Origin of the sequence: Pseudidiomarina donghaiensis, assembly GCF_900116895.1 — a bacterium.
GTDB classification, from domain to species: domain Bacteria; phylum Pseudomonadota; class Gammaproteobacteria; order Enterobacterales; family Alteromonadaceae; genus Pseudidiomarina; species Pseudidiomarina donghaiensis.
This window is the reverse complement of record NZ_FPCF01000001.1, coordinates 367,136-393,718: the sequence shown is the minus strand read 5'-3', so window position 1 is coordinate 393,718 and position 26,583 is coordinate 367,136. Positions and strand designations below refer to the sequence as shown.

23 protein-coding genes and 2 pseudogenes are annotated in these 26,583 nt (G+C 52.2%); 4 read left to right on the top strand and 21 right to left on the bottom strand.

Annotated elements, in window-relative coordinates; genetic code table 11:
• Positions 1-226: 226 nt before the first annotated feature.
• Positions 227-604, top strand: a complete 378-nt coding sequence (locus BM334_RS01890; protein WP_092837124.1) for an RNA-binding S4 domain-containing protein — start codon at positions 227-229, stop codon at positions 602-604.
• Positions 605-620: 16 nt separating this feature from the next.
• Here BM334_RS01890 and BM334_RS01885 read toward each other — a convergent pair whose 3' ends face one another.
• From BM334_RS01885 to BM334_RS01835, 11 genes are all read right to left on the bottom strand, one after another.
• A complete protein-coding gene (locus tag BM334_RS01885; protein ID WP_092837121.1) occupies positions 621-1,178 on the bottom strand; it encodes an REP-associated tyrosine transposase in 558 nt (185 codons plus the stop codon).
• 355 nt (positions 1,179-1,533) lie between these two features.
• The gene (gene der, locus BM334_RS01880; RefSeq protein ID WP_092837118.1) at positions 1,534-3,132 is read right to left on the bottom strand and encodes a ribosome biogenesis GTPase Der; all 1,599 of its coding nucleotides are present in this window, start codon (positions 3,130-3,132) and stop codon (positions 1,534-1,536) included.
• A gap of 6 nt (positions 3,133-3,138) precedes the next feature.
• A complete protein-coding gene (bamB, locus tag BM334_RS01875) occupies positions 3,139-4,323 on the bottom strand; it encodes an outer membrane protein assembly factor BamB (RefSeq protein WP_092837114.1) in 1,185 nt (394 codons plus the stop codon).
• On the bottom strand, positions 4,320-4,928 hold the full coding sequence (locus tag BM334_RS01870; RefSeq protein WP_092837112.1) for a YfgM family protein: 609 nt from the start codon (positions 4,926-4,928) through the stop codon (positions 4,320-4,322). Before BM334_RS01870 ends, bamB begins: the two co-directional genes overlap by 4 nt.
• A gap of 183 nt (positions 4,929-5,111) precedes the next feature.
• Positions 5,112-6,350 (bottom strand): histidine--tRNA ligase, encoded by a 1,239-nt coding sequence (hisS, locus tag BM334_RS01865; protein WP_092837109.1) that lies wholly within the window; start codon positions 6,348-6,350, stop codon positions 5,112-5,114.
• 78 nt (positions 6,351-6,428) lie between these two features.
• Positions 6,429-7,538 (bottom strand): flavodoxin-dependent (E)-4-hydroxy-3-methylbut-2-enyl-diphosphate synthase, encoded by a 1,110-nt coding sequence (ispG, locus tag BM334_RS01860; RefSeq protein WP_092839199.1) that lies wholly within the window; start codon positions 7,536-7,538, stop codon positions 6,429-6,431.
• 138 nt (positions 7,539-7,676) lie between these two features.
• Entirely contained in the window at positions 7,677-8,852 is a 1,176-nt protein-coding gene (locus BM334_RS01855; protein WP_092837106.1) for a RodZ domain-containing protein, read from the bottom strand.
• A 24-nt stretch (positions 8,853-8,876) separates the two neighbouring features.
• The gene (pilW, locus tag BM334_RS01850) at positions 8,877-9,641 is read right to left on the bottom strand and encodes a type IV pilus biogenesis/stability protein PilW (RefSeq protein WP_092837103.1); all 765 of its coding nucleotides are present in this window, start codon (positions 9,639-9,641) and stop codon (positions 8,877-8,879) included.
• A 74-nt stretch (positions 9,642-9,715) separates the two neighbouring features.
• The gene (gene rlmN / locus BM334_RS01845) at positions 9,716-10,849 is read right to left on the bottom strand and encodes a dual-specificity RNA methyltransferase RlmN (RefSeq protein WP_092837100.1); all 1,134 of its coding nucleotides are present in this window, start codon (positions 10,847-10,849) and stop codon (positions 9,716-9,718) included.
• A 143-nt stretch (positions 10,850-10,992) separates the two neighbouring features.
• The gene (gene ndk, locus BM334_RS01840; RefSeq protein ID WP_055439185.1) at positions 10,993-11,424 is read right to left on the bottom strand and encodes a nucleoside-diphosphate kinase; all 432 of its coding nucleotides are present in this window, start codon (positions 11,422-11,424) and stop codon (positions 10,993-10,995) included.
• Positions 11,425-11,585: 161 nt separating this feature from the next.
• Positions 11,586-14,090 (bottom strand): hypothetical protein, encoded by a 2,505-nt coding sequence (locus BM334_RS01835; protein ID WP_092837097.1) that lies wholly within the window; start codon positions 14,088-14,090, stop codon positions 11,586-11,588.
• Positions 14,091-14,354: 264 nt separating this feature from the next.
• Between BM334_RS01835 and msrA the strand changes: the two genes are divergently transcribed.
• Positions 14,355-14,894, top strand: a complete 540-nt coding sequence (msrA, locus tag BM334_RS01830) for a peptide-methionine (S)-S-oxide reductase MsrA (RefSeq protein ID WP_417663832.1) — start codon at positions 14,355-14,357, stop codon at positions 14,892-14,894.
• A 134-nt stretch (positions 14,895-15,028) separates the two neighbouring features.
• Complete coding sequence (locus tag BM334_RS01825) at positions 15,029-18,346, top strand: AAA family ATPase (RefSeq protein ID WP_092837091.1); 3,318 nt, start codon at positions 15,029-15,031, stop codon at positions 18,344-18,346.
• A 59-nt stretch (positions 18,347-18,405) separates the two neighbouring features.
• Here BM334_RS01825 and fdx read toward each other — a convergent pair whose 3' ends face one another.
• The 10 genes and pseudogenes from fdx to suhB form a co-directional block, all read right to left on the bottom strand.
• Positions 18,406-18,744 carry an ISC system 2Fe-2S type ferredoxin gene (gene fdx, locus BM334_RS01820; protein ID WP_092837088.1) on the bottom strand — a complete coding sequence of 113 codons (339 nt, stop codon included), beginning with the start codon at positions 18,742-18,744 and terminating at the stop codon, positions 18,406-18,408.
• Positions 18,745-18,983: 239 nt separating this feature from the next.
• Positions 18,984-19,955, bottom strand: a pseudogene (locus tag BM334_RS12995) (Hsp70 family protein); the annotation flags it as partial.
• Positions 19,956-20,117: 162 nt separating this feature from the next.
• Positions 20,118-21,014 (bottom strand): annotated as a pseudogene (locus tag BM334_RS12990) (Hsp70 family protein); the annotation flags it as partial.
• 97 nt (positions 21,015-21,111) lie between these two features.
• The gene (gene hscB, locus BM334_RS01810) at positions 21,112-21,615 is read right to left on the bottom strand and encodes a co-chaperone HscB (RefSeq protein WP_092837085.1); all 504 of its coding nucleotides are present in this window, start codon (positions 21,613-21,615) and stop codon (positions 21,112-21,114) included.
• A gap of 9 nt (positions 21,616-21,624) precedes the next feature.
• The gene (gene iscA / locus BM334_RS01805; protein WP_055439192.1) at positions 21,625-21,948 is read right to left on the bottom strand and encodes an iron-sulfur cluster assembly protein IscA; all 324 of its coding nucleotides are present in this window, start codon (positions 21,946-21,948) and stop codon (positions 21,625-21,627) included.
• 12 nt (positions 21,949-21,960) lie between these two features.
• Entirely contained in the window at positions 21,961-22,344 is a 384-nt protein-coding gene (iscU, locus tag BM334_RS01800) for a Fe-S cluster assembly scaffold IscU (protein WP_055439193.1), read from the bottom strand.
• Between the two features lie 15 nt (positions 22,345-22,359).
• Positions 22,360-23,574, bottom strand: a complete 1,215-nt coding sequence (locus BM334_RS01795) for an IscS subfamily cysteine desulfurase (protein ID WP_092837083.1) — start codon at positions 23,572-23,574, stop codon at positions 22,360-22,362.
• Between the two features lie 25 nt (positions 23,575-23,599).
• A complete protein-coding gene (gene iscR / locus BM334_RS01790) occupies positions 23,600-24,082 on the bottom strand; it encodes a Fe-S cluster assembly transcriptional regulator IscR (protein ID WP_092837080.1) in 483 nt (160 codons plus the stop codon).
• Positions 24,083-24,470: 388 nt separating this feature from the next.
• Entirely contained in the window at positions 24,471-25,181 is a 711-nt protein-coding gene (gene trmJ / locus BM334_RS01785) for a tRNA (cytosine(32)/uridine(32)-2'-O)-methyltransferase TrmJ (RefSeq protein WP_092839191.1), read from the bottom strand.
• Positions 25,182-25,322: 141 nt separating this feature from the next.
• Positions 25,323-26,123 (bottom strand): inositol-1-monophosphatase, encoded by an 801-nt coding sequence (gene suhB / locus BM334_RS01780; RefSeq protein WP_092837077.1) that lies wholly within the window; start codon positions 26,121-26,123, stop codon positions 25,323-25,325.
• A 198-nt stretch (positions 26,124-26,321) separates the two neighbouring features.
• Between suhB and BM334_RS01775 the strand changes: the two genes are divergently transcribed.
• Positions 26,322-26,486 carry a DUF3545 family protein gene (locus BM334_RS01775; protein WP_072243416.1) on the top strand — a complete coding sequence of 55 codons (165 nt, stop codon included), beginning with the start codon at positions 26,322-26,324 and terminating at the stop codon, positions 26,484-26,486.
• The last annotated feature ends 97 nt before the right edge of the window (positions 26,487-26,583 follow it).

Here is a 26,583-nt window from a genome sequence, read left to right as displayed (position 1 = left end):
CAGCCGGTTAATCTGGCATCGCTGTAGCCCGGCGTTCCACGCCGGGTCGGCGCAGCCGGTTATTCTGGCATCGTTGTAGCCCGGCGTTCCACGCCGGGTCGGTGCAGCCGGTTAATCTATTCCACATCACCGAAACTTGAGTAATTACGGTGCTACGCACCACCCGGCGTAAAACGCCGGGCTACATCGCTGGCGCAGCCCGCTGTTACTGGTGTAAAATGCCGGCATGGAACCAATGCGAATCGATAAATGGCTGTGGGCCGCTCGTTTTTACAAAACGCGTTCACTTGCGCGGCAAGTCGTGCAAGCGGGTAAAGTTTCCGTTGACGGCCAGCGCTGCAAACCTTCCAAAACCATTACCGTGGGGCAGATTGTGAAGGCGCCGCGCGGGCACGATATCTATGAAGTTGAAGTTTTTGGCCTGAGTGAAAACCGGCTCAGCGCACCGCTAGCTCAGGAGCTCTACAGAGAAACGGAAGACTCAGTGGCACGCCGAGAAAAAGAAGCTGAGCTTCGTAAAATGAATGCGTTGTACAACCCGCACCCAGACCACAAACCCGACAAAAAGGAACGCCGAGAGTTAATTCGATTTAAAAATCGATAATTTAGTCTCGTTGTCGTTACTCTTTGTAGTCTCTAAAGTTATCGTCAAGCCACGCCGGTGTAATGTATTTCCAGTCGTCTGGGTATTTTCCATTGCTTAGATAGCGGTTTAACGTCGAAAAGGGCCAGTCACATGCATTGGTCACGTAACCATGTTTCACCGGATTAAAGCAGCAGTACAATATGTACATCATGTATTCGCGTTCATTGCGAATTTCATGTTCCCAATAGCTGTGCTGCCATAATTTTCCATAGCCGTGTGTTTTTCGAGCTTTACTGTTTTTAGCATTGCGTTTCGATCTAGATGAAAATTCTGGCAACGCTTTGGTGGTTAACGCTTTGATTTTGCCCCAACGTAATGGTACGTAGTCGTCTTTAATAATTAGCACGCAATGGATGTGATCCGGCATCACTGTCCACGCCTCTATCTCGAATGGGTGTGTTTTCATGGTTTCACGCACGGCATTACGCAGCGCCGCCATGACATCGGGCCGTGTTAGTACGGGTTGGCGGCGGTAGGTGCATACGGTGAAAAAGTAATACCCGCGCTCGAAATATCTGCGAACGTTTCTCATGACGTAAGTGTCGTGCACTACGGGAATTTTGGCGACCTTATATATTTGTCGGAGATTGGCTTACGGCGTCGCGGTGCGACTAATGTTGCCCGGCGTTTTACGCCGGGTGGTGCGTAGCACCGTAATTATTTAAGTTTCGGTGATGTGGAATAGATTAACCGGCTGCGCCGACCCGGCGTCTTACCTTACAAACACGGCCGGGTTACATAGGCCGCGGTAGCGGCAACATTAACGGCGCGGTGCGCCACCCGGCGTGGAACGCCGGGCTACATAGCCCGCGGTAACGGCAACATTAACGGCGCGATGCGCCACCCGGCGTGGAACGCCGGGCTACGGTAATCCGGCGTACGCCGGATTACTTGCGTTTCAAATATTTCATCAGGCGCTTGCGCTTGCGGGTTTGCGAGAGCGTAAGCGAGTTTTTGCGGCCGGCGTATGGGTTGACCGATTCGCGGAACTCAATCTTAATTGGGGTGCCCATAACGCCAAGCGACTTGCGGAAATAGTTCATCAAGTAGCGCTTGTACGAGCCCGGTAGTGATTCCACCTGGTTGCCATGAATAATAATTCGCGGCGGGTTATAGCCACCGGCGTGGGCGTATTTGAGCTTCACGCGGCGCCCGCTCACCAACGGCGGCTGGTGGTCTTCTACGGCGGTTTCCAGAATACGGGTTAGCTTGGCGGTGCCCACTCGCGCAGACGCAGAAGCGTATGCTTCAAGCACTGACTCGAACAAGTTACCCACACCACTGCCGTGCAGCGCTGAGATAAAGTGCAAGCGCGCGAAGTCGACAAAGCCTAAGCGGCGGTCGAGTTCGCGTTTGATTTCTTCGCGGTGATCATGCGACAGGCCGTCCCATTTGTTCACGGCAATCACAATAGAGCGGCCAGCGTTCAAGGCAAAGCCTATTAGGTTCAAGTCTTGGTCGGACACGGTTTCGCGGGCATCAATCACGGCGATAACCACGTTGGCGTCTTCAATGGCCTGCAGCGTTTTAATAACTGAGAACTTTTCAATGGACTCGTCAATGCGGCCACGGCGGCGTACACCGGCGGTGTCGATCAAGATGTATTGGCGGTCATCGCGTTCCATCGGTATATACACCGAGTCGCGGGTGGTGCCTGGCATGTCATACACAACCACACGTTCTTCGCCAAGAATACGGTTAGTTAGTGTTGACTTACCTACGTTCGGGCGGCCGACTATAGCTAACTTAAGTGGCAGCGCGTCGTAGTCTATTTCGTCGTGCGAGCGGTCGCCCAGCTGGCCAATAATATTGCCTTCGTGGTCGATAATATTGCCATCGGCGTCGACTACGTTGCCATTGATGTCGTAGATATTGCCGTCGGCGTCGGGTTCGACGATCTCGCCGGCAGCGTCAATTAAATTGCCTTCGGCGTCGATGTCGACAGCGATGTCGTCGTCGCCAACAGCACGTCGTACACGTACGTCGGGGTATTCTTCTAGCAGTGGGTCGAAGCATTCTTGTAGCAGGTTTTCAACGCCACGGCCGTGGGCGGCCGCGATGCCGTGCACGTCGCCAAGGCCAAGTTCGAAGAAGTCGGCGCGGGCGGCGTTCGAATCGATACCGTCAATTTTGTTGGCAACCACGTAGGCTTTCTTGCCCAGGCGGCGTAGGTGTGTGGCAATGCCCATGTCGGCGGCGGTAATGCCGTCGCGGGCGTCAACCATGAACAACACCACATCGGCTTCGTCAATAGCGCGCAGTGACTGCGCGGCCATTTCGGCGTCGATGCCTTCTTCGTCACCGTGCACACCGGCGGTGTCGATGACAATAAACTGGTAACCGTCGTAGTTGGCCTGGCCGTACTTACGATCTCGGGTTAAGCCGGGAAAGTCTGCAACCAAGGCGTCCCGAGTACGGGTGAGCCGATTAAATAGGGTTGATTTGCCCACATTGGGGCGCCCGACCAGGGCAACTACGGGTAACATATAACGTTAAATCCTTACCGCGAGTAAACTGCCGTCGCGTGTTTGTAAATACAGGGTGTCGCCGTCCACAACCGGAGCTGTGTAAACTTCTTCACCCACATCTAAGCGGCCAACGGTGCGGCCAGTTAGTATATCTAAAAAGTGTAAATAACCCATGCTGTCGCCAACCACAATATAGTTGCCGAATTGCACTGGGGCGGTTAACAAGCGGCCGTTGTAGTCGGTGTTCGACCACATTTCAATGCCGCCATTAGGGTTCAGTGCCGATACCGTGTCTGAGGCATCGGTTAGGAACAACCGGCCTTCGGCCAGCGTTATGTTTTGAAACGACGAGTATTCGCGCTTCCAAATGGTATTGCCGTTGCGCACGTCAACGGCGACTAACGAGCCATTGTAGGCGACGTTGTATAGCACGCCACCGAACAGTACTGGCTTGGAGTCAACGTCAACAATTCGTTGTAGCTCGGTGCTGCCGCTTGGTACTGCTAAGCGTGTTTCCCAAGCCGGTTGGCCATTTTCAGCAATCACCACAATAACTTTGCCGGTTGCTGTGCCAATAAATACGCCGCCTTGGGCGATAATTGGTGCAGCTGTTCCGCGCAAGGTTAAAGCTGGGCTTTCAGTGCTATACCGCCATTGTTCTGCGCCGGTTTCAAGGTTCAATGCGACGACGTCACCTGAGCTACCTTTAACCACAACAACGCCACTGCCTACTGCGGGGTCTGCTAAAATTTCAATGCCGACTTGGCTGTGCCATTTGACGTTACCATCAGCAACGTCTAGCGCGACCACGTCACCGTTTTCGCTGCCCAGATACACCACGCCGCGCTCGGCAATAAGTCCGCCAGCAATGCGCATGGGTTCGCCTTGGCTCCACCAGCCGCCGGTGCCGAAGTTTAATTCTTCGCGTAATTCTTTGCGCCACACTTGCTTGCCGTTGCTGCGTTGATACGCTGCAACAACGCCAACACGGTCGGCGGCGATTAAGTAATCACCCACAACAACTGGGTTTAGATGCGAGTAATAGTTTTCAACGCCATCACCAACGCTTGCTTTCCAAACCACATCTGGCTTGATTTCGGCGTTAAACTCTTGCAGCTCTTTAAAGGGAATTTCGTCAGTGCTTGAGCATGCGCTTACCAGCATGATGGCGCTGGAGGCGAGTGCCAACTGTTTTAAAAATTTTCTCATGAAGCCGCCACAATGCTGTTGAGTTTAATCTCTGCCAAGCCTTGTGAGCCGGCATCGATAGCTGCTTGATAGGCTGCGCGGGCACCAGTGGTGTCGCCTTTGGCTAACAAAATGTCGCCTTGCAGTTCAGCTGCTTGCGCTTTGAATGGGGCAACGCTTTCGGCGGCTTTGGCGGCAGCAAGGGCTGTGTCAAATTGCTCTTGCGCAAGCAACACACGAGCTTGACGTAAGTCAGCTACGGCGCGCAAAGCTGGCTCGGCGTTGTCGCGTACCATTTGCAGGGCGCTTACTGCGGTGGCGTAGTCATTGTGCTCAACCGCGTGCTTGGCAAGCTCAAACGCGGCTAAGTGCGCGTAGGTTTCGCCGCTGTTGGCGGTGAGAAACTCTTGCGCGGCGGCCATGCTGCCTTCTTGTTCGCTTTCTAGCTGAACGATCACGCTTTCAAATTGCTCTGACGCGGCTTCTTGAGCGGCGCGAGTTTGCGCGTCGTAGTAGCGCCACCCGTAGAATAGGCCAAAGCCGATAACGAGGCCGGCGACGATGCCTTTGCCGTGTTCGCTCCAAAACTGTTTAATGCGTTCTACTTGTTGATCTTCTGTTTCCATTTTTAACTCCGTCGTAGCCCGGCGTTTTACGCCGGGTGGCACGTTGTGCCGTTAATTTCTAATTTTTGTTAATGTTCAATAATTACAGCGTTGCGCGCTTCCCGGCGTGAAACGCCGGGCTACAATTACAGCGCTGCGCGCTTCCCGGCGTGAAACGCCGGGCTACAGCCAGTTGCGGCCGGGCTACAGCTCAGCTATCGAGCTGAGCAGGCGTGAGTCGGCGCTGCGGTCGCGCAGGTGCTTGAGCTCGAAGTCAGTGTCGCGCACTAGCAAAGCGTAGGTGGCGCCTGACTTGTCGGCTTTGGCTAATTTCTTTTTCATGTTCTGGGTGCCGCTGTGCAGCTGAACTTTCAGCTCTGGGCGGGCGCTTCGAATTTGTTCGGCAACGGCCGGGGCCGTTAGTTCCGCAGCTTCGGTGGCCGCAATCACATAAATATCGCACAAGGTGTGCTCGGGCACCAAACCTTGCGATTCTAGCAGCAACACCAAACGTTCAATACCCATAGCGAAGCCCACCGCTGGGGTGGCTTTGCCGCCTAGCTGTTCAACCAAGCCGTCGTAGCGGCCACCGGCACATACGGTGCCTTGGGCGCCAAGTTCGGTGGTCACCCACTCAAACACGGTGCGGTTGTAATAATCTAAGCCGCGCACCAAGCGCTCGTTCAATACGTACTTCACGCCGGCGGCGTCAAGGCGTGCACACAGGCCGTCAAAATGCGCCCGCGATTCGTCGTCCCAGTAGTCGGACAAACGTGGTGCGTCAGCCAGTACGGCCTGAGTTTCTGGTGATTTGCTGTCGAGCACGCGTAGCACGTTAGTGTCTAAACGGCGTTTCGAGTCTTCGTCCAATGACGCTTCATGGGCGCGCAAAAACTCGCGCAAGGCGTCACGGTAACGGGCGCGGGCTTCGTTCGATGCCAATGAATTCAGTTGCAGTTCAACTTGGTCGCTAATACCAAAGGCTTGCCACAGGCGCGCAGACAGCAGAATAACTTCGGCGTCAATGTCTGGCCCGTCCATGCCAAAGGCTTCAATACCAAATTGATGAAACTGGCGATAGCGCCCTTTCTGCGGGCGCTCGTGACGAAACATGGGGCCCATGTACCACAACCGTTGGGTTTGGTTGTACAGCAAGCCGTGTTCGTTACCGGCACGCACGCAACTGGCGGTGCCTTCTGGGCGCAGCGTTAGGCTGTCACCGTTACGGTCGTCGAAAGTGTACATTTCTTTTTCGACAATATCGGTCACTTCGCCAATGGAGCGCTTGAATAAGTCGGTGCTTTCAAGCACCGGCATGCGAATTTCTTGGTAGGTGTACTGTGCGGCCACCTGCCGAATCACGCCCTCAACGTATTGCCACGCCGGAGATTGAGTCGGCAAAATGTCGTTCATGCCGCGAATTGCTTGAATATTTTTAGCCACGTTCGGTATCTACTTTCTGCTCTAGTTGCTAATTAAGTGCTGTTTAACACGAAAAATGGCGCCTAGTATACCGCAGCTTTACGCTTGCTTCACGGGAATCTGTTCAGCTTCTAAGCGTTTTACTTGGTCGCGGATGCGTTTTTCCAGCTCATCCACTAAATCGGTGTTGTCGAGACGGTCTTTTTGCCGCTCGCCATTCAAGTAAAAACCGCTTTTATTCTTTGCGCCAGCCAAGCCAACATGCGAAATCAAGGCTTCGCCCGGGCCGTTGACTACACAGCCAATTATTGACACATCCATGGGGGTGGTGATGTCTTCCAGGCGTTGCTCGAGCGCATTTACCGTACCAATGACGTCAAATTCTTGGCGCGAGCAGCTTGGGCAAGCAATAAAATTAATGCCACGGCTACGAATGCGCAGCGATTTTAAAATATCAAAGCCGACTTTGACTTCTTCCACTGGGTCGGCCGCCAATGAGATACGTAGCGTGTCGCCAATGCCTTCGGCCAACAACATACCCAAGCCAATGGAGGATTTCACCGAGCCACTGCGCAGCCCGCCTGCTTCGGTAATGCCTAAATGCAGCGGCTGTTCAATTTGCTTGGCCAGTAAGCGATACGACTCAACCGCCAAAAACACGTCTGAGGCTTTCACGCTAACTTTGAAGTCTTGGAAGTTTAAGCGATCAAGAATATCCACATGGCGCATGGCCGACTCCACCAACGCTGCTGGAGTTGGTTCGCCATACTTTTCTTGCAGATCTTTTTCTAACGAGCCGCCGTTCACGCCAATACGAATGGGAATACCGCGCTCACGTGCCGCGTCGACCACCGAGCGAATACGCTGCTCGTTGCCAATATTGCCCGGGTTAATGCGCAAGCAATCAACCCCGTACTCGGCGACTTTCAGCGCAATACGGTAGTCAAAATGAATGTCGGCCACCAACGGAATGGGGCTTTGCTGCTTAATAAACTTAAACGCCTCGGCGGCATCCATCGTCGGCACGCTAACGCGCACTAAGTCAGCACCGGCATTGGCAATGGCTTGAATTTGCTTCACCGTGGCCGCCACGTCGGTGGTTTCGGTGTTGGTCATGGACTGCACGGCAATGGGTGCACCGTCGCCAATCGGCACGTTGCCAACGTAGATACGGCGTGAAGGTCGACGTTTGATTGGGTTTAAATGCATAAATTCGTACGCTTCGCTGTTCGTTATTCGTGCGCTTCGCTGTTCGTACGCTTCGCTATTCGTTATTTTCGAACAGTGCACTTGTGCACGCACGAATAACCAACAGTGAGCATAGCGAACGCACGAAGCACGCTCTTATCAGTTTAAGGTCATGGTGACGCTGCGGTTGCGGCGATAACCACTCAAGTCTACTTGCTCACCATTATACGTCATTGACACCGCTTCTGGCTTGCACAAAATAATATCAAACGGCGCTTGGCCGCTTAGCGGCATGGTGTAGCCTTCGGCTTTTGTGCCAATGGCAAGAACTTCGTCGGTGGCATCGGTTACTTTGATCCAGCAGGCGTCGCTGAAGGTGAACACAAGTTGGTCGGCGCTGCTGGCGGTGGCGCTTGGCGATTCGCTGACAACTTGGCCGCTTTCGGGGGAGCCTTCGGCGTTGCCGCGATTGCTATTTTGAGGTGCTTCGGTGACGGTTTGTGCTGCGTCATTGTTTGTCGCACCTTCGCCACTAACTGAATTGTCAGCTGTTTGGTTGTCGGCGTTGGTTAGCGCGCCGCCACTAGCTGTGGTGTCGATGACGACTTGATTACTGCTGGTGGTGCGTGCTGCGTCAGAATCCGTCGCACTATCGGTGGCGTCAGTATCGGCGTCGCCATTACCGGCGGCGTCGCCAACGATAGCGCTGCGTACATCGTCTTCAGTCACACGGCGGGTGACAGGGGTGCGTGCGCCGCTTACTTGATCACTCGCTTGATCAGCACCTTGCTCTGCGCTGTCGTCCGCGCCAAATACTTGTTCGGTTAAACTTTGCGAATTGTTGCCGGCTTGTGAGTCTTGCCACCACCAAATCACTGCCATGGCAATGACAATGGCGATAATTAAGTAACTAATGAGCATGAGGCGGCTGTCGTTGCGCTCGCGCACTTTGCGTTTTGAAAAGCTTTGCATGGTGATGGTGCTAGCCGCAACTTCGCCAAAGCCCATGGCTCGGTATGCCTCAAACACGCGCTTTTCGTCTACTTCAAGGGCTTTACTAAACGAGCGCAGGTAGCCACGTACAAAGGTTGTCGACGACAATTTGTCATAGTCGTCGGCCTCAATAATTTCCACCACGGCATTGCGCAAGCGCAGGCTGTCGGCTACTTGCTGAGTGCTTAAGCCTTCGGCCTCGCGGGCGGCACGTAAAATTTGGCCGGGCGTTTCGCCGGTATATGGCTCAGGCTGCTCCGCTGCTTGACCTTCCACTTGATCGGCCGCCGCGCCCTCGCCTTTATCGTCGTTTTGTTCGAATAAATCGTCTTTCGGAGTCATGTATTTTCGCTATTCGTTTAGCCGCTATCGCAGCTGTTTGTATTCGCGCGCTTGCGAGGAGTTCGGAAAGCGCTGTAGAAGCAATTCGCCAAATTGTCGCTGTTTATTTTTGTCGTTTTGGGCAACGGCTAACTGCACTTCAAGCCATACATATTGCGCCGACAATTGTGGATAATTGGCGCGACGCTCTATCATGGTGGCGGCTTTGTCGAAGCGTTTTTGTGCTATCAACAAACTCGCGTAATTTTCCAAAATGTTGACGCTGCCACCACTATGGTTCAGCGCCAGCTCATAATAGCGGTCGGCGTTGGCTAAGTCGCCCTGCCCGGCCGCACAGCGGCCGGCGTTTTGATAGGTGCTGGCAATTTTTACATAGCCCGACTGCGCAACGGCTTTGCGGAACATTTGATCAGCTTCGTTATAGCGTTTTTGGCCACACAGTAACACGCCTAAGTTGTTGTAGCTGTCGCCGTCTTGCGGGTTTAACCGTATGGCGGTGCGATAATAATTTTCGGCGTTAGTGAAATCTCTAACTTGCTGATAGTAATACGCAAGGCCGGTATAAACATCAGGATTTTCAGGGGTATAGTCGCGGGCGCGCTCTAAATTTGCTTTGGCTTGCTCGAAGTTGCCCGAGCGTAAATATTGTAAACCCAAGGCCAACCGCGTGCGCGACGCCTCTTTTGCATCAAATTGCTGTGCCGGTGTTTGTTTGCCATCAACGGTGCGTTGACTGACACAACCGGTGCTTATTACTGCGGCAACAAGCGCTAACAGCAGAATTCGCATGAAAAGTCCCCCATAAAGAAAGCTATCTTAACCTTTCTAAGCGGTAGATCAAGCGATGCGGTGTGAAAGTGGTGTTAAACCGCCTTTATTTGAATGCCGTCGCCGCCGCGCTGTGCTTGCTGTTTCTTCAAAATACGCTTGGTACGGTCAATGACGTCACCGACTAACTGACCACACGCAGCGTCAATGTCGTCGCCACGAGTACGACGTACCACCACAATGTAGCCTTTTTCCATCAGCACTTTGGCGAAGCGGTCAATGCGCGAGTTACTTGAGCGACCATAGTCTGAGCCAGGGAACGGGTTAAACGGAATGAGGTTAATTTTGCACGGCGTGTCTTTGAGTAGTTCGGCTAACTCAGCCGCCTGCTCCATTGAGTCGTTAATATGATCAAGCATAACGTACTCAATAGTAATGTTTTTATTGGCTTTGCTGCCGTCAATGTAGTCGCGGCTCGCTTTCAAGAATTCTTGAATATTGTACTTTTTATTGATTGGCACAATTTCGTTGCGCAGCTCGTCGTTTGGCGCATGCAACGAAATAGCCAGGGCCACATCAATTTCTTCTTTCAGCTTATATAGCGCCGGCACCACGCCTGAGGTGCTTAAGGTGACGCGGCGTTTCGACAAGCCAAAAGCGTTGTCGTCGAGCATTAAGTCCATGGCTGGCACCACGTTGTTGAGATTGAGTAGTGGTTCGCCCATACCCATCATGACCACGTTGGTGACTGCTTTGACGCCCGTTTCGGCAAACGGACCTAATAATTTATTCACGCGCCACACTTGGCCAATAATTTCCGCCACTTTAAGGTTGCGGTTAAAGCCTTGTTGCGCGGTTGAGCAGAAGGTGCACTCGAGCGCACAGCCCACTTGTGAACTCACGCACAGAGTTGCGCGATCGCGGTCAGGAATCCACACGGTTTCAACGTCTTGCCCGTCGAACAAAGTCATCGCAAACTTGATGGTACCGTCAGACGACTGCTGCTGCATACGGACTTCTGGCGCACGAATTTCCGCCACTTGCTTCAGCTTTTCTCTGAGTGCTTTGTTGAGATTGGTCATCTCATCGAAGTTGTCGACGCAATAGTGATACACCCACTTCATCACCTGATCGGCGCGAAATGGTTTTTCACCCAACTCTTGAAAGAACGCGCGCATGGCTTTGCGATCGAGGTCGAGTAAGTTCACTTTCTTGTCTACAGCATTCATTGAGTTAAAACCTTAGTGCGATATTCGTTGGTCGTTATTCGTTGTTCGTTTTTCGTAGCCCGGCGTTTCACGCCGGGTGACGCACAGCGTCGTTAATCCATTAACGATTAACGACTAACGAACAACGATTAACGCTTTTGCTTTTAACGAGTACGTGGGCAGATTTCTTCGTCGCTGAAGAAATATGCAATTTCACGCGCCGCTGACTCTAATGCGTCAGAACCGTGAACCGCGTTTTCATCAATAGATACAGCATAGTCTGCACGCAAAGTTCCCGCCAATGCGTCAGCTGGGTTGGTTGCGCCCATGATGTCACGGTGACGTTTTACTGCGTCTTCGCCTTCAAGCACTTGCACCATGATTGGGCCAGAAGTCATGAAGTCTACCAATGCGCGGAAGAAAGGACGCTCTTTGTGTTCAGCGTAGAAGCCTTCGGCTTGCTCAGTGCTTAAGTGCATCATTTTTGCTGCAACAATGCGGAAACCAGCAGTTTCGAAACGGTTGTAGATGCCGCCGATGACGTTTTTGCCAACTGCGTCAGGCTTGATAATTGATAAAGTGCGCTCTAAAGCCATGATTTTCTCCAATCAAGATTTTTAAATAAAAAGGGTCAAAATTTTAGTCGCGCGGATTATACATAAAAGCCGCTCGCGCGGCTAGAGGGGAGAAGGTGTAGAAAGGGGTGCAGACCCAGATCCGGACCTTGGTCCGGATCTGGGTCTGCACCCCTCTCTTACTAAAACAACCGCGGATAATTCGCCAACGGCGCTTCCAGCTGTTGTTTGGAGGCACTAGAAATACCGGCTTGTGGGTTAACCACTGGGGTGGCAGGCAGTTGGATCATGGTCTCCAGGCTATATTTAGTGTCGGTAAACCACGGGTCGGCCACGTCGCCTAACACAATGTGGCGGCCAAACTGTACTTGGTAGATTCCTAGGTCCGCGTTGTGGTTCAGCACTTTGTAAGAGCTGCCCGGGCAGTTATAAGTGTCGATGTCGCAGTTGCCGTCAGCTACAAAAATACGCTGGTCTACTAGGCTCCAGGTGGCGCTCAAACCGGTGGGGTACCAGGTGTACTGTTGGTCTGCGCAATTGCCGATGACCGCGCCGGGTTCGCGCGCGAAATCAAAGGTGAAGCAGCGCAGCATAAATAACTGTGAACGTTGGTCGCTGCCAAATTTGTGTGCATTTGCGGGGCTGTTCGAGCCGGTGACCCGCAGTAAGTTGCCGTATACCATGCCCACGTCGATGTCCCACAGGTTGCTGTATTTCTCAACATGATAGTGAATGTCATTGCTATCGCTTGGGGTAACCAACAAGTCCGCCGGGTACCTGTTCTCGACAATTGGCGCCGCTTGCTTAATTTGATAGTCAATGCCCGCGTTGCCGCCTAGGTTATAGCTAAATTTTGCCACTAAGTCTTTGGCGTAGCTGTCATATTTGCGCCAGAACAGTTCAATTTTAAGCACGGCTGGCGGATATCCCATTTGGCTGTACGGTACGTCTAGGCGTAACACCTTTTGGTCGGCAGACAATGACCACTGCGCGACAACATCGACGCCAGCGGCGGTTGCTGTGCCATCGGCATGCAAGGTGACTTCTTTTAGCGTACCCACGTCACGAATTCCGATGTTCGAGCCACTCGGGTTGAGCGCGGTAAACGGAATTAAGAAGCGCTTGGTTTCGCTTATATCAAATACCGGGGCGCGTTCACGCAGCGCGCTGATTCGGCCAAATTGGTGGGCCTGTTGCGATGACGCGTACAAAATGGATTTAAAGACAATGTCTCGCCCCAATGTTGGCGACGGGAACGCCCGCTCTTTGGTGATTCTGCGCGCGCGCTCAAGCACCGAAATGCTGGTGTCGTCGCGGCCGACAAGCACAATGTCACGTTCAATTTCAGAAGCGAGCACAATAATGGTGCTGTAATAATCGACTTCGAATGCGGCAATTTCTTCTGCTGTTAAGCCAAAACGTGGATCATCGGTCGGAATTTGCCCCGTGTTGCCGGAGCCCTGGATAGGTAGTTTTAATAGGCGCCCATTGTCTTCAATGGTTACCGGCGCTAAGCCGCCAGCCATAAAGTTCTGCGTAAATAGCACCCCGCCGTCTTCAAAATAAAACTTCATTTTGTTCGGTTGATCATCAACTTGCGGCAAAAAGTAAGGGCTAGGTTCCATGGCAATGTAGGCGCCGCGCAAGTCAGCCCAGCTGCGGTCGCCCAAGGCATTTGGGTCATCAATTAACTCATAGACGCGTTGTTGTATGTCGTCTTTGTGCAGCAAACTCAAAAAATTGCTGTAGGCTATTCGATTCGCCAATACATCACGGGTGGTCAACTCGGCCGCTGCTAACTCCGGCAGGTAATTAGGCACTAATAGTTGCAATGCCGCGGCCATTTCTAGTTGCAGCCAAAGATCAAGCTCTTGGCCAATTAAATGCATGGTTGCCGCAGTAATCGGCATGTCGCGGCTGGTTAATTCAATTTGTACGTCGCGAGCGGTAGAAAACGCACTCACGTCAACTTGTGCAAGTTCTGTCGCGTCTAATACGCCATCGGCGCCAGCGCTACTAATAAGACTATTGAACCCGACTAAACGTGAGCTGTAAGTAATTGGCGACCATTCACCCTGCCCTTGGACAATAATCTGCGCGGCAATTTCGTGCTCTGGCTCTAATGGTGACAAAGCCGGCCGATTGTCAGCTGTAGCGTGCGCTGTTGGCGCTATTCCAAAACCGCTGGCGGTGGATGAATTTACGTCTAGCACGATTTCGTAATAACCATTGCCGTCAATGCTGCTCGAGACAATGTTGTCGTTGTACGGCGGCATGCTTATTTGCGCGTTTCCACCCACATAATCAAGAATTTGGCCAGTGATAACAATTTCGGTGTAGGTACACTCAATGCGCAGTGAATTGATATTTGCTTGGCTAAAGGTGAAGCTGGAAGCGGAAGTGATTTCGCAATGTTGCCGCTCTGGTTGCTCTACAATACTGACTGAAACACTTGTTCCGCTATTGAATTCAGTGGCAAAACTAAATTGCCCGTTGTACTCAACCGCGAGTTGTTCTGCTCCTGCAGCCAGCGTCAAAGTACCGTTTAAGCCACTGACTTGGCCAGAAAGCGTATAACTGGCCGGCGGCTTTTCGGTTTCTTTGGTTGGCTCTGAACCACCCCCTCCACACGCATGTAAACCGATAAGTGCTGACACAATTAAAGCGCATTTTGACCATAACGGCATTATGGAATTCCTTATAAAATCAATGAGGTGTTGGTTCTTTTAATCGCGATAACACAGTGACATTGGTAAGGCAGGAGAAGTGACTGTTCAGCGCAGCTATATTTAACACTGAATATATATTTTATTTACAATGCGTCAACTAAAAAAATAAGAGGGGGGTGCAGACCCTGGTCCGGACCAGGGTCTGCACCCCTCTCTTGCTCTTTGCAGGCAACGGGCGTATGCTACGGGCATCTAGACGTCCATTTAAAAATTCAATATGAGGTGGTTATGGCGCAGCAAATTACATTAGGTGGCGGTTGTTTTTGGTGTTTAGAAGGAGCGTTCAAGCAGGTGCGTGGCGTGCTGAAGGCACAGTCCGGCTACGCTGGCGGACACAAGGCGGAGCCAACTTATGAAGAAGTTTGCACCGGCAATACTGGCCACGCGGAAGTGGTTCAGATCACCTTTGATCCGGCCGCTTTGAGCGTGCGTGAGATTTATGAAATATTCTTTGCGCTGCACGACCCAACCCAAGTTAACCGCCAGGGCAACGACGTTGGTACGCAATATCGCACATCAATTTTTTACCAAACTGACGAACAAAAGCGTTTAGCCGAAGAAATTATTGCTGAGCAAGAGCGTGAAAAAATTTGGGACGCGCCCATAGTGACCACTATTGAGCCGCTAGAAAAGTTCTGGCCGGCCGAGGACTATCACGAAAACTACGTGGAGCGTAACCCTGAAAACGCCTACTGCCAGGCCGTGGTGCACCCGAAACTAGCTAAGTTTAAGCGCACCTTCGCTGAAAAACTCGACGGCTAATAGAACAGGGGGCGGCCCCAGATCCAGACCTTGGTCCGGACCAGGGGCCGCCCCGGGTCTGCACCCCTTTCTGCTATACAACGTTGATAGTCGCTGATAATATCCAAGCACTTAACAAATAAGAAAAAAGTGCCATGGAAGCTTCATTAAAGACTATCCCCATTCCGCATACCCCGCTGGGTAGAGAGTTTGAGAAAAATTTAATTTACACCAACGTTATTGATGCAACTGCTGAAGTTGCAAAGGTTGGCAAAGATGAAATGAGCACCGGCCCGGTGTGCGAAAAACAAATACTTTCCGCGCTGTACAGTACATACCCGTTGCTGCATATGGTTGGCAAGCAATTAGGTCGCACCGCCGAAAGTGTGGTTTTCCCCGAGCCTGTGTATGCCCTGCGGAAATTATTTGAGCAGCATATTCCGCTGCGAACCACCGATAATAAAGGCACCAAGCATTGGTACGGGCAGGCCGCAGCAATGGGGCATGAGGTTGTTAAGAGCTGGCATGGTTTTTGGCAATTCAACGAGCAGTATCAGCGCGTTCTCATGCCTGACAATAGTGCAACGACGGACGAGCAGTTTGCGACATTGCTGGTGGATATTTTTAAAACTAGCGACGCCGAACTGTGGCAAGAATTTGTTCGCCGAAACCCGCCGCTGAATCTTGGCATGATGCGTTCGCACTGTGCGGCCATTGAGGCCCGCCTAAAGCAGCGGGTGAAAGGCCAGCCCGAAGCTATTCGCGCCATTGTTGATAGCGAAATGAAGGCGCTTTCGCGCTCAAGCCATAAGCTACGCGATATTTTTACCTTTGCTGGCCCTAGTGGCGTCGGCAAAACCGAATTGGCAAAAACCTATGCTGAGGCGCTGAGCGCGGTAAACGGATCCGGTTTTGTGTTCCGCGTGTTCAACATGGAGCAATACGCTGACGAAAAGGCCCACATGCATTTGTTTGGTGCCGGCTCGTCGTTTACCGATGCCAACTTAGGTGAGCTGACCAAGCATGCCGAAGCTTATCCACGCACGGTTTATTTATTTGATGAGATTGAAAAAGCCCATCACACCGTCATCCAATCACTACTGACCTTGCTCGATACAGGGTCGGCGCTTGACGCAACGACTTTAGAAGAAGCGAATTTTTCGCAGTCAGTGGTTATTTTCACCACCAACTTGGGCCAACGTGAATTTAGTCGCAGCCAGGGCATGGGTGATTTAGATATTTTTGATGTGCTGCAAAACGCGCGTTCACCGAAGTCACCCGAAGCGGCACTAACCCCCGAGCTTGTCAACCGCTTAAGAGCCGGGACTGCGGTACGTTTTTACCCGCTGCACGCCCAAGCTTTGCTGGCCGTTGCGCAAAATAGCACCGAGGCCTACCACCACATGTCGAGCGGCCAGCTAGGCTATGAGTTTGGTGAGAACTTTGCCGCGCTCGCTATGCTCAGCGGCCTACCAGCGCCTGTGCCGCGCGCCATCATGCGCAACATTGACGGTGCCATTACCCGTGCCCAACAACAACTGTTTAGTCAAATTGATGACGCCAAGCTTGCAACTATTCAGCGACTTCACATTGATGCCGACGCCAGTATTTTTGCGCTTACTCATCAACAGCGCGGCTTGGCCTATGTGGGCCACAATTCTGGTATTTATAAGTCATTGCAACAACTTGTTCCGCATCAAGATGTGGTGAAGTTAAACCCGGCTCAAAGCCAAGATGACCTCTACCAGGTTGCGGCTCTGCCTTTAGTTGTGCTCGACGGCGATGCCTATTCCGACGATGACTTGACCCAATTCATCATCAAATTGCGTAGCCAAGATAGCCAAGTTGGTATTGTTGTTTTGTGCACAGCTTCGCAGCTGAATCATGCGTGTGTCATTGACCATAGCTGGATGGCTGTTGAGCATGATCAACTGCCGTTGCAATTACCGGCGTTAAAACAGCTTATTCATGTGGCCAATACCATGCACAGTGCGCAGCTCAAGCAGTTAGCCTTGGATTATCAACTTGAGCTGCAGAGCGTTGATAAGGGTACGGCCCGCTTTATGGCGTGCGAGCCGAAGTTTAAACCTATTATTAGTGCTTCACGCGCACTACGCGGGGTGCCTGGGTTAATGACACGGCGCCCAAGTACCCGCTTAGCAGATGTGATTGGCCTGCATCGCGCAAAAGACGAGTTACAACGGGTGTTGCGCTGGTTAGAAAATCCGAACTTGTTGCGCCGCCATAATTTGCCCATGCCGACCGGCATTTTGCTACTTGGCCCGCCAGGTACCGGTAAAACCATGTTGGCGCGGGCGGTGGCCGGTGAAGCAGATTTGCCCTTTATTTCGTTAAATATCGGCGAAATGCTAAGTAAGTACGTAAACGGTACGTCGGAGAATATTCAAAAAGCATTTGAAGCAGCGCGCGACATTGCCCCGTGCATTATGTTTATTGATGAAATTGATGCGCTAGCGGGCAAGCGTACTGATGGCGACAATAGTTCGAGTCAAAATGCTGCAGTAAATACCTTGTTAACCCAGTTAGATGGTTTGCAAAAAACTGGCGAACCGATTTTTGTTATTGCGGCAACCAACCGTGCCGAAACTCTAGACCCAGCGGTGACGCGTTCTGGTCGGTTAGATCGGCCCATTTTGTGCGACATTCCGAACCGGGCTGACCGTGCCGCTTTTGTGCAGTTTTACATGCGTAAATACAAGTTGCAGTTTAGCCAGGCCGACATTGACGAGTTTGCTACCTTGACCATGGGCATGAGCGGAGCCGACTTGGAACAGGTATTCGTGACCGCGCTTTATAACCTAGTAAATGCACTGCCTAGTTCTGGCGAGGCCACCCAACAGGTTGACGCGGCGGCGATTCGTGAGGCAATTTCGTACATTCGTTTCGGCGCGCCAACAACCGGTAGCCCGCAAAGTGATGACAGTAAACGTCAGACAGCGGCCCATGAAGCCGGTCATTTGTTGGCGCAAAAACTGCTGTTACCGGAGCAGCGCATTGCCATTGCGACCATTGAGTCGCGTAACCGAGCGTTAGGTTTTGTCGCGACACAGCGCGATGAAAACGCTGGCCCGCAGACGTTTGACGAAATAAAAGCGCAGTTAGTCATGCTTATGGCGGGCCGTGAGGCTGAGTCCTTGCTGTTTGGCCATGCCGGCATGAACAGTGGTGCCAGTTCCGATTTGCAGCAGGCCACGCGTATAGCCATGTATGCCATTTGTGCGCTGGGGCTTGATGATGAATTTGGCCAGGTAAGTTACGGCGAGAATTTCAGCCAGCTGGCTTCGCCGCAAGAGCGTGAACTGGCTTCAGCGCGGGTGCGTTTCTGGATTGAGGAAGCTCGCGATGCTGCGCGTTCATTGCTGCAACAGCACCGCGAAAAACTTGAGTTTATTACCGACGAGTTATATCGCAAAGAGTCTGTCTACGAAGCTGAAATCAACAGCTGGTTTTAAAAGGGTGCAGACCCTGGTCCGGACCTTGGTCCGGATCAGGGTCTGCACCCCCCTCATAATCAATGATTTTCTTTCGCATGATTAATACTATATTTCGGAATCTCAACCACAAGGTCTTCGCCATCAAGGCGGGCTTGGCAGCTTAGGCGCGAGTCTGGGTCTAAGCCCCAGGCTTTGTCGAGCATGTCGTCTTCGTTTTCTTCAATTTCATTGAGCGAGTCCATGCCTTCTCGAATGTACACATGGCAGGTGGTGCAGGCGCACACTTTTTCGCACGCATGCTCAATACCAATACCGTTGCGCAGCGCAACGTCGAGTACGGTTTCGCCGTCTTGGGCTTCAATGGCGGCGCCTTCTGGGCAAAGTTCTTCGTGCGGTAAAAAAATAATCTTTGGCATATATTGTTACCTCTGTAGCCCGGCGTTTTACGCCGGGTGGCACCTTGTGCCGTTAATCTAAACTTTTTCTGCGGTGTCAGCAATTGCCTTGCCGAAACGTCAGCATTCACGGTGCTGCGCACCACCCGGCTTAATCCGTGATTCAATTCAGCATTCACGGTGCTGCGCACCACCCGGCTTAATCCGTGATTCAATTCAGCATTCACGGTGCTGCGCACCACCCGGCGTGGAACGCCGGGCTACAGCTCTTCGGCTTTTTTGCCGGAGAGCGCTTTGCGGATGCTGGCGTCCATGCGGCGGGCGGCGAATTCGTCGCTTGCCTTGTCGACTGCTTCGATGGCTTTTTCGATGGCGTCGGCGTCGGTGCCATTGCGCGCAATGCGCAAGGCGTCCATAGCGTCATCCAGCACGCTGCGTTCGTCGTCATTCAATAACTCACCGTCAACGGCCAAGGCGCTGCTTAATGCTTCAAGTACGCGGTCGGCTTCAACTTGCTGTTCGCGTAACATGCGTGCGGCCATGTCTTCTTTGGCGTTGGTCATGGACGACTGAATCATTTTGGTAATGTCGTCATCGCCCAAGCCGTACGATGGTTTTACCTGTACCGACGCGGTAACGCCACTGGATTTTTCCATGGCGGTAACGCTCAGCAAACCGTCGGCGTCAACTTGGAAGGTTACCCGAATATGTGCGGCGCCGGCTGCCATCGGCGGAATATCTGTGAGTACGAAGCGCGCTAAACTGCGACAGTCGTCTACTAGTTCGCGTTCGCCCTGCACCACGTGAATCATCATCGCGGTTTGGCCGTCTTTAAAGGTGGTGAACTCTTGCGCTTTGGCCACTGGAATGGTGGTGTTACGCGAAATCACTTTTTCTACCAAGCCGCCCATGGTTTCAAGGCCCAACGACAATGGAATAACGTCCAGCAGCAACATGTCTGAGTCGGGTTTGTTGCCGGCTAAAATGTCAGCCTGAATAGCAGCGCCAATGGCGACGACTTGGTCTGGGTCGATTGAGGTGAGTGGCTCGCGGGCGAAAAATTCGCCAACCGCTGTGCGTACACGCGGCACTCGGGTTGAGCCGCCGACCATGACCACGTCAATAATTTCATCGGTGTTTACGTCGGCATCTTTTAGGGCGCGACGGCAGGCTGAAAGCGTGCGGCGCACGAGTGGCTCGATAAGTTCGTTGAGCTTTTCACGCGTTAGTACCGCGTAGCCCGGCGTTTCACGCCGGGGATCAAGGGTTGATTCGTCATGCGCTTCGATGGTGAATTCGAGATTCACGGCTGCGCCACCCGGCTCGATATCGCTGTTGGATTCGGCATTAACGGCTGCGCCACCCGACTCGATATCGCTGTTGGATTCGGTATTAACGGCTGCGCCACCCGGCGTGGAACGCCGGGCTACGACGCAATTGACGTCGGTCAATTGCTCTTTGGCGGCTTTGGCGGCGTTAACCAGGTTGCGTTCGGTGCGGGCGTCGACGTTGTCGGGCAATTGCCATTCTTGCTTGAGCCAATTGACAATCAGTTGGTCAAAGTCGTCGCCGCCAAGGGCGCTGTCGCCGCCGGTGGCAAGCACTTCAAACACGCCGCCCTGTAGGCGCAAAATAGAGATATCAAAAGTACCGCCGCCTAAGTCATACACCGCTATCAGGCCTTCTTGGCCCGAGTCTAAGCCATAGGCAACAGCAGCTGCAGTTGGCTCGTTCAATAAGCGTAAAACTTTTAAGCCTGCCAGTTGCGCCGCGTCTTTGGTGCTTTGGCGCTGGGCATCATCAAAATAGGCAGGTACGGTAATCACCACGCCGGTGAGCTCGCCGCCTAGTGACGCTTCAGCGCGCGCCGCAAGGGTACGCAAAATGTCAGCTGACACTTCAACTGCGTTGCGGTCGCCCGCTGCGGTATGGAACACAGGGACACCGTTGTCGGTTTCGCTCATGCGATACGGCAGATTCGAGAAATTCTTTTGTACGTCAGCAATGGTACGGCCAATAAAGCGCTTCACAGAAACAATGGTGTTTTCCGTGGCAATTGATTTATCCGCATGTTTGGCTAACGCTTGGTGGCCGGTCAGCACTTGGTCAGCACCGTAATAAACCACCGATGGTAAAATGGCGCGGTCTTGCTCATCTCGCAAAATAACCGGCGAACCGCTGCGCACACTAGCCACCAGTGAATTGGTGGTGCCCAAGTCGATGCCGGCGGCAAGTCGATGTTGGTGCGGCGCGGTGCTTTGCCCGGGTTCTGCAATTTGTAGTAAAGCCATTTATTACCTCTGTTAAATTCGAGAGCGATATTAGCTATTAGATATCAGATATTAGCAAAAGCCCGAAACATCAGATCTGATATCCGATATCTAATAGCTAATATCGAATTTGTTCTTCAATGCGTTCGAGTTCGTGGTGCAGCTTGTGCATGAACTTCAGCTTACGCACCGTAATCGCCGCATCGTCATTCGCATCTTCAGCCAAAAAGCCTTCCAGCTCGGCCTGCAAATCACGCATTTGCTCTTGCAAGTCTTTGTACGCGGCGTCTAAAGACTCCCAATCATCGACTTCTTCAATGCGCTCGCGCCATTCCATTTGCGCCATGAGAAACTCAGGATCTTGCAGCGTGGTTTGCTCGTGCGCAAGGTCAATGCCGCGTAATTCAAGCAGGTACTCTGCTCGCGACAACGGCGAACGTAGGGTTTGATAGGCATCGTTAAGTTGCGCGGTGCGTTGTACCGCGAGCAGTTTGTCGCGCTCACTGCCGTTGGCAAACCGATCGGGATGCATGGTTTGTTGCAGTTTGCGGTAGCGCTGTTGTAGCTCCGCCGCATCCAACTGGAATGCGGCGGGCAGATTAAACAGTTCGAAATGGTTCATTATCGGCTGCTATACGTTGAAACTTTCGCCACAACCACACTCGCCTTTGGCGTTCGGATTGCGAAACTCAAAGCCTTCGTTCAAACCTTCTTTGACGAAATCGATTTCGGTGCCGTCTAGGTACACCAAGCTTTTACCATCAATGACAATATTCACGCCTTTGTCTTCAATAATGGTGTCGGTGTCTTCAACGTCGTCGACAAATTCCATCACATAGGCTAGGCCTGAGCAGCCGGTGGTTTTCACCCCCAAACGTATACCCACGCCTTTGCCTCGTTGTTCCAAAAACGCGCGCGCGCGTTGCGCTGCGGCTTCGGTAATCGTAATTGCCATGCTGAAACCTAATTATTTAGCGTGTTTCGTTTTGTAGTCAGCAATCGCTGCTTTAATGGCGTCTTCGGCCAAAATTGAGCAGTGAATTTTAACCGGTGGCAGTGCAAGCTCTTCTGCAATTTGCGTGTTTTTCAACTGCGATGCTTCGTCAATAGACTTGCCTTTTACCCACTCAGTCACCAACGAGCTAGACGCGATAGCCGAACCACACCCGTAGGTTTTGAACTTGGCGTCTTCAATAATGCCGTCGTCGTTAATTTTCAATTGCAGTTTCATCACGTCACCACAAGCTGGTGCGCCGACCATACCGGTTGCAATTGACGGGTCATTTTTGTCGAACGCGCCTACGTTGCGCGGGTTCTCATAATGGTCGATTACTTTTTCACTATATGCCATACCGTGATACCTCTCTTAGTGTGCCGCCCACTCGACGGTGCTTAAGTCGACGCCGTCTTTGTACATTTCCCAAAGGGGTGACATGTCGCGCAAGCGACCAATTGAACTGTTGATTTGCTGAATGGCGTAATCCACTTCTTCTTCGGTAGTAAAACGGCCGAAGCTGAAGCGAATTGAGCTATGTGCCAACTCGTCATTGCGGCCTAGGGCGCGCAATACGTACGATGGCTCAAGGCTAGCTGATGTACAGGCTGAACCTGAAGAAACCGCAAGGTCTTTCAGTGCCATAATCAGGCTTTCGCCTTCCACAAAGTTAAAGCTAATGTTGAAGATGTGTGGCACAGCATGCTCTTGGTCGCCGTTTACATACACTTCTTCGATATCTTTTACGCCGTTCCACAAGCGGTCGTGTAGCATTTTGAAACGCTCACGTTCTGCGGCCATTTCTTCTTTCGCAATGCGTGCCGCTTCACCGAAGCCGGCAATTTGGTGCGTTGCTAGGGTACCTGAACGCATGCCGCGCTCATGACCACCGCCGTGCATTTGGGCATTTAGGCGTACCCGTGGCTTACGACGGACGTACAACGCGCCAATGCCTTTCGGGCCATACATTTTGTGGGCTGAAATGCTGAACAAATCAACCGGCAGCTTTTCCATATCAACGTCTATTTTACCGCAGCTTTGCGCGCCATCCACGTGGAAAATAGTTTTGTTTGCGCGGCACAAGTTACCGATGGTTTCGATGTCTTGAATGACACCAATTTCGTTGTTCACGTGCATCACGCTAACCAGTACGGTGTCTTCGCGCAGCGCTGCTTTGAATGCATCGAGGTCAATTAAACCGTCTTCTTGCACGTCTAAGTAGGTCACTTCGAAGCCTTCGCGCTCCATTTGACGGCAGGTATCAAGCACTGCTTTGTGCTCGGTTTTCACGGTAATAATGTGCTTGCCTTTTTTGCTGTAAAATTCCGCCGCACCTTTAATGGCCAAGTTGTCTGACTCGGTCGCACCTGAGGTGAACACAATTTCACGCGGGTCGGCGTTAATTAATTCGGCCACTTGATTACGGGCAATATCAACTGCCTCTTCAGCTTGCCAACCAAAACGGTGTGAACGCGACGCTGGGTTGCCGTATTGACCTTCTGGGGTCAAAAACTGAATCATTTTTTCGGCAACACGCGGGTCAACCGGGGTGGTTGCTGCGTAATCAAAGTAAATCGGTAATTTCATCAGGCTACTCCTCTTGCCAGACTGCTTACTGGCTCAATGCAATTTGGTTTTCGCGTCGTTTCTGGTCGTTTGCCAGGTTATTTTGGCGCAGTGCCACTTTGGCGATGTCTTCTTGAGTGACTAACTCGGCCAGTGTGATGCTGGTTAGAAAATCTTCAATTCGTTCGCTTAAATCTGTCCATAGCGAATGGGTCAAACAACGGGCGCCACCTTGGCAACCGCCTTTACCTTGGCAACGGGTGGCGTCAATACTTTCGTCAACCGCTTGAATAACTGCGCTAATCGAGATCATGCTCGCTTCAAGACCTAAACGGTATCCGCCGCCAGGGCCGCGCACACTGCTAACTAGCCCTTGCTTACGTAAGCGCGCAAATAATTGTTCAAGATAACTTAACGAAATGCCTTGGCGTTCTGAAATATCAGCCAATGACACTGGCCCTTGTTCTGTATGTAGCGCTACGTCGAGCATTGCGGTAACGGCGTAACGGCCTTTTGAGGTTAAGCGCATAGCGGTGTTGCCTCCTTGAATGTATGCCGTAATTCTGCCATTCCCGACTATTTTAGTCAAGTATTCGCGACAAGTCGCGAATACCGTAGCCCGGCGTTCCACGCCGGGTAGCGCGAAGCGCTGTTATTGCCTGCTATTCGGCGATGTTCGCCGGGTAGCGCGAAGCGCTGTTATTGCCTGCTATTCGGCGATGTTCGCCGGGTAGCGCGAAGCGCTGTTATTGCCTGCTATTCGGCGATGTTCGCCGGGTAGCGCGAAGCGCTGTTATTGCCTGCTATTCGGCGATGTTCGCCGGGTAGCGCGAAGCGCTGTTATTGCCTGCTTTTCGGCGATGTACGTTCAATTCGGCATTAACGGTGCTGCGCACCTCCCGGCGTGGAACGCCGGGCTACTTCTTATCTATTGACGTCAGGATGCCGCGCAGGATATTGAGTTCTGCCGACTCCGGGCGTGCGCGACTGAACAGTCGACGTAGCTTCGCCATCACCTGCCCTGGGTGGTTTTTAATGATAAACCCAGTGTCGGTTAGCGTGTTTTCCAAGTGCGCGTAGAAGCGTTCTAAATCTTCAGCAAGTGGGTACTCACTTTGCTCGCGATGCGGGTGCTTATCCGCTTCTAAGAACTGCATGCGTACTTCGTAGACTAAGGTTTGCACGGCCATGGCCAAATTTAACGAGCTGTAATCGGGGTTTGACGGAATATGCACGTGATGGGTGCATTGTTGCAGCTCGTCGTTGGTTAAACCGCTGCTTTCACGCCCGAACACCATGGCGACTGGGTAATTAGGTGCTTCGGCTAGCACTTTGGCGGCGGTTTCGCGCGGCCCAAGTAATGGCCAATCGAGGGTACGATTGCGGGCGCTGGTGCCAACCACTAAGCCACAATCAGCGATCGCTTCGCTTAAGGTTGGTACTATTTTTGCTTTGTGCAAGACATCGGTGGCGCCGGCCGCCAATGCTGAGGCGTGGCTGTCCGGCTCTTGCACTGGGTCGACCAAGTACAGTTCGTTCAGCCCCATGGTTTTCATGGCGCGGGCGACGGAACCGATGTTGCCGGTGTGGCTGGTGTTGACGAGTACAATCCGAATTCTTTCAAGCATGATCAAAACCTTAACTATTTTGCCGTAGCCCGGCGTTGTACGCCGGGACGTGGCTTCGCCACGGTTATACTTAACTTTCTGGCGATAGGCTTTCAATTCAACATTTACGGTGCTACGCACCTCCCGGCGTACAACGCCGGGCTACTTCAAGCTTTCAGGTAAGTGCGGGCGGGCTTTGGTAAGCAGGTGCTGCACCACTTTCGGATTGCCTGCAACCACATTGCCGCTACGCATAAAGCCATGCCCGCCAGCGAAGTCGGTCACAATACCGCCAGCTTCACGCACGATTAATTGGCCAGCCGCAATGTCCCACGGCTTTAAGCTGAATTCCCAGAAGCCGTCAATACGGCCGTTGGCAACGTACACCAAATCAAGAGCTGCTGAGCCGTTGCGACGCATGTCGGCGGTGTGCTCAAACAATGCCGAGAATACCGCTAAGTAATCTTTGGTCATGTCTTTGCGCTTGAATGGGAAGCCGGTTGCTAGCAGGGCGCCGTTCAGGTCGCGCTGTTTGGTGGCACGAATACGCTTGCCGTTAAGCTGGGCGCCTTGGCCTTTTGATGCGGTAAATAATTCTTCACGCAAAGGATCATACACGACGGCCGCTTGCACGACGTCTTTGTATAAATAAGCAATTGAGATGGCGAAGTGAGGAACACCGCGCAAGTAATTGGTGGTGCCGTCGAGTGGGTCAATAATCCACTTGTGATCGGCTTCTTTGCCTACCTGTTCGCCGCTTTCTTCCGCAAGGAACGAGTGGTCTGGGTAAGCTTTTTGAATGGTACGAATGATGGCACTTTCAGCCGCTTTGTCGAGTTCGGTGACGAAATCGTTTTGGCTTTTTGTTTGAACGTTAAGGTCAACTTCTACGCCAAAGTTTTTGACTAAAATTTTGCCGGCCGCACGCGCTGCGCGCACCGCTATGTTTAACATCGGATGCATACCAATTACCTGTGCTGTGAAAGAACAATTTTGTGGCCGCGGATTATACGCAGTTTGCCACAGTGATGCAAGTTCGCCCTTGGCCGACCACACTGGTTATCATTTACCCATTTATGTTCCAATTTTTAATCGCTTATGTTATAACCCTGTTGCGCTACACACAATTAGAACAACATAACAAAAAAGCCGGAGGGTCCTATGGATCATTCAGAAGAGCTAAAGCAAGTTGAATCTAAGTCTAAGAAAAATGCCCCACGTAAATGGCGTGAAATTGAAATGTTGAAAGAAAAGTATCGTTTGCGCGATGAGCTGCGCGATATGGATTTCGACTTCGACGCCGACCTCGACGAATTTGATCTGTAGCCCGGCGTTGCACGCCGGGACGCCGGAGGCGGTGATACTAGATCGCCTGATAACAAGCAATAACAGTGCTGCGCACTGCCCGGCGTAGAACGCCGGG

Coding starts and splice junctions, on each gene's coding strand:
- BM334_RS01795 (WP_092837083.1), bottom strand. CDS start 23,574: ATGAAATTACCGATTTACTTTGATTACGCAGCAACCACCCCGGTTGAC.
- ndk (WP_055439185.1), bottom strand. CDS start 11,424: ATGGCTTTAGAGCGCACTTTATCAATTATCAAGCCTGACGCAGTTGGC.
- pilW (WP_092837103.1), bottom strand. CDS start 9,641: ATGCGAATTCTGCTGTTAGCGCTTGTTGCCGCAGTAATAAGCACCGGT.
- BM334_RS01855 (WP_092837106.1), bottom strand. CDS start 8,852: ATGACTCCGAAAGACGATTTATTCGAACAAAACGACGATAAAGGCGAG.
- BM334_RS01885 (WP_092837121.1), bottom strand. CDS start 1,178: ATGAGAAACGTTCGCAGATATTTCGAGCGCGGGTATTACTTTTTCACC.
- BM334_RS01890 (WP_092837124.1), top strand. CDS start 227: ATGGAACCAATGCGAATCGATAAATGGCTGTGGGCCGCTCGTTTTTAC.
- BM334_RS01870 (WP_092837112.1), bottom strand. CDS start 4,928: ATGGAAACAGAAGATCAACAAGTAGAACGCATTAAACAGTTTTGGAGC.
- ispG (WP_092839199.1), bottom strand. CDS start 7,538: ATGCATTTAAACCCAATCAAACGTCGACCTTCACGCCGTATCTACGTT.
- iscR (WP_092837080.1), bottom strand. CDS start 24,082: ATGCGCTTAACCTCAAAAGGCCGTTACGCCGTTACCGCAATGCTCGAC.
- suhB (WP_092837077.1), bottom strand. CDS start 26,123: ATGCATCCGATGTTAAACATAGCGGTGCGCGCAGCGCGTGCGGCCGGC.
- BM334_RS01775 (WP_072243416.1), top strand. CDS start 26,322: ATGGATCATTCAGAAGAGCTAAAGCAAGTTGAATCTAAGTCTAAGAAA.
- iscA (WP_055439192.1), bottom strand. CDS start 21,948: ATGGCAATTACGATTACCGAAGCCGCAGCGCAACGCGCGCGCGCGTTT.
- rlmN (WP_092837100.1), bottom strand. CDS start 10,849: ATGAATGCTGTAGACAAGAAAGTGAACTTACTCGACCTCGATCGCAAA.
- trmJ (WP_092839191.1), bottom strand. CDS start 25,181: ATGCTTGAAAGAATTCGGATTGTACTCGTCAACACCAGCCACACCGGC.
- BM334_RS01825 (WP_092837091.1), top strand. CDS start 15,029: ATGGAAGCTTCATTAAAGACTATCCCCATTCCGCATACCCCGCTGGGT.
- BM334_RS01835 (WP_092837097.1), bottom strand. CDS start 14,090: ATGCCGTTATGGTCAAAATGCGCTTTAATTGTGTCAGCACTTATCGGT.
- fdx (WP_092837088.1), bottom strand. CDS start 18,744: ATGCCAAAGATTATTTTTTTACCGCACGAAGAACTTTGCCCAGAAGGC.
- bamB (WP_092837114.1), bottom strand. CDS start 4,323: ATGAGAAAATTTTTAAAACAGTTGGCACTCGCCTCCAGCGCCATCATG.
- iscU (WP_055439193.1), bottom strand. CDS start 22,344: ATGGCATATAGTGAAAAAGTAATCGACCATTATGAGAACCCGCGCAAC.
- hscB (WP_092837085.1), bottom strand. CDS start 21,615: ATGAACCATTTCGAACTGTTTAATCTGCCCGCCGCATTCCAGTTGGAT.
- der (WP_092837118.1), bottom strand. CDS start 3,132: ATGTTACCCGTAGTTGCCCTGGTCGGGCGCCCCAATGTGGGCAAATCA.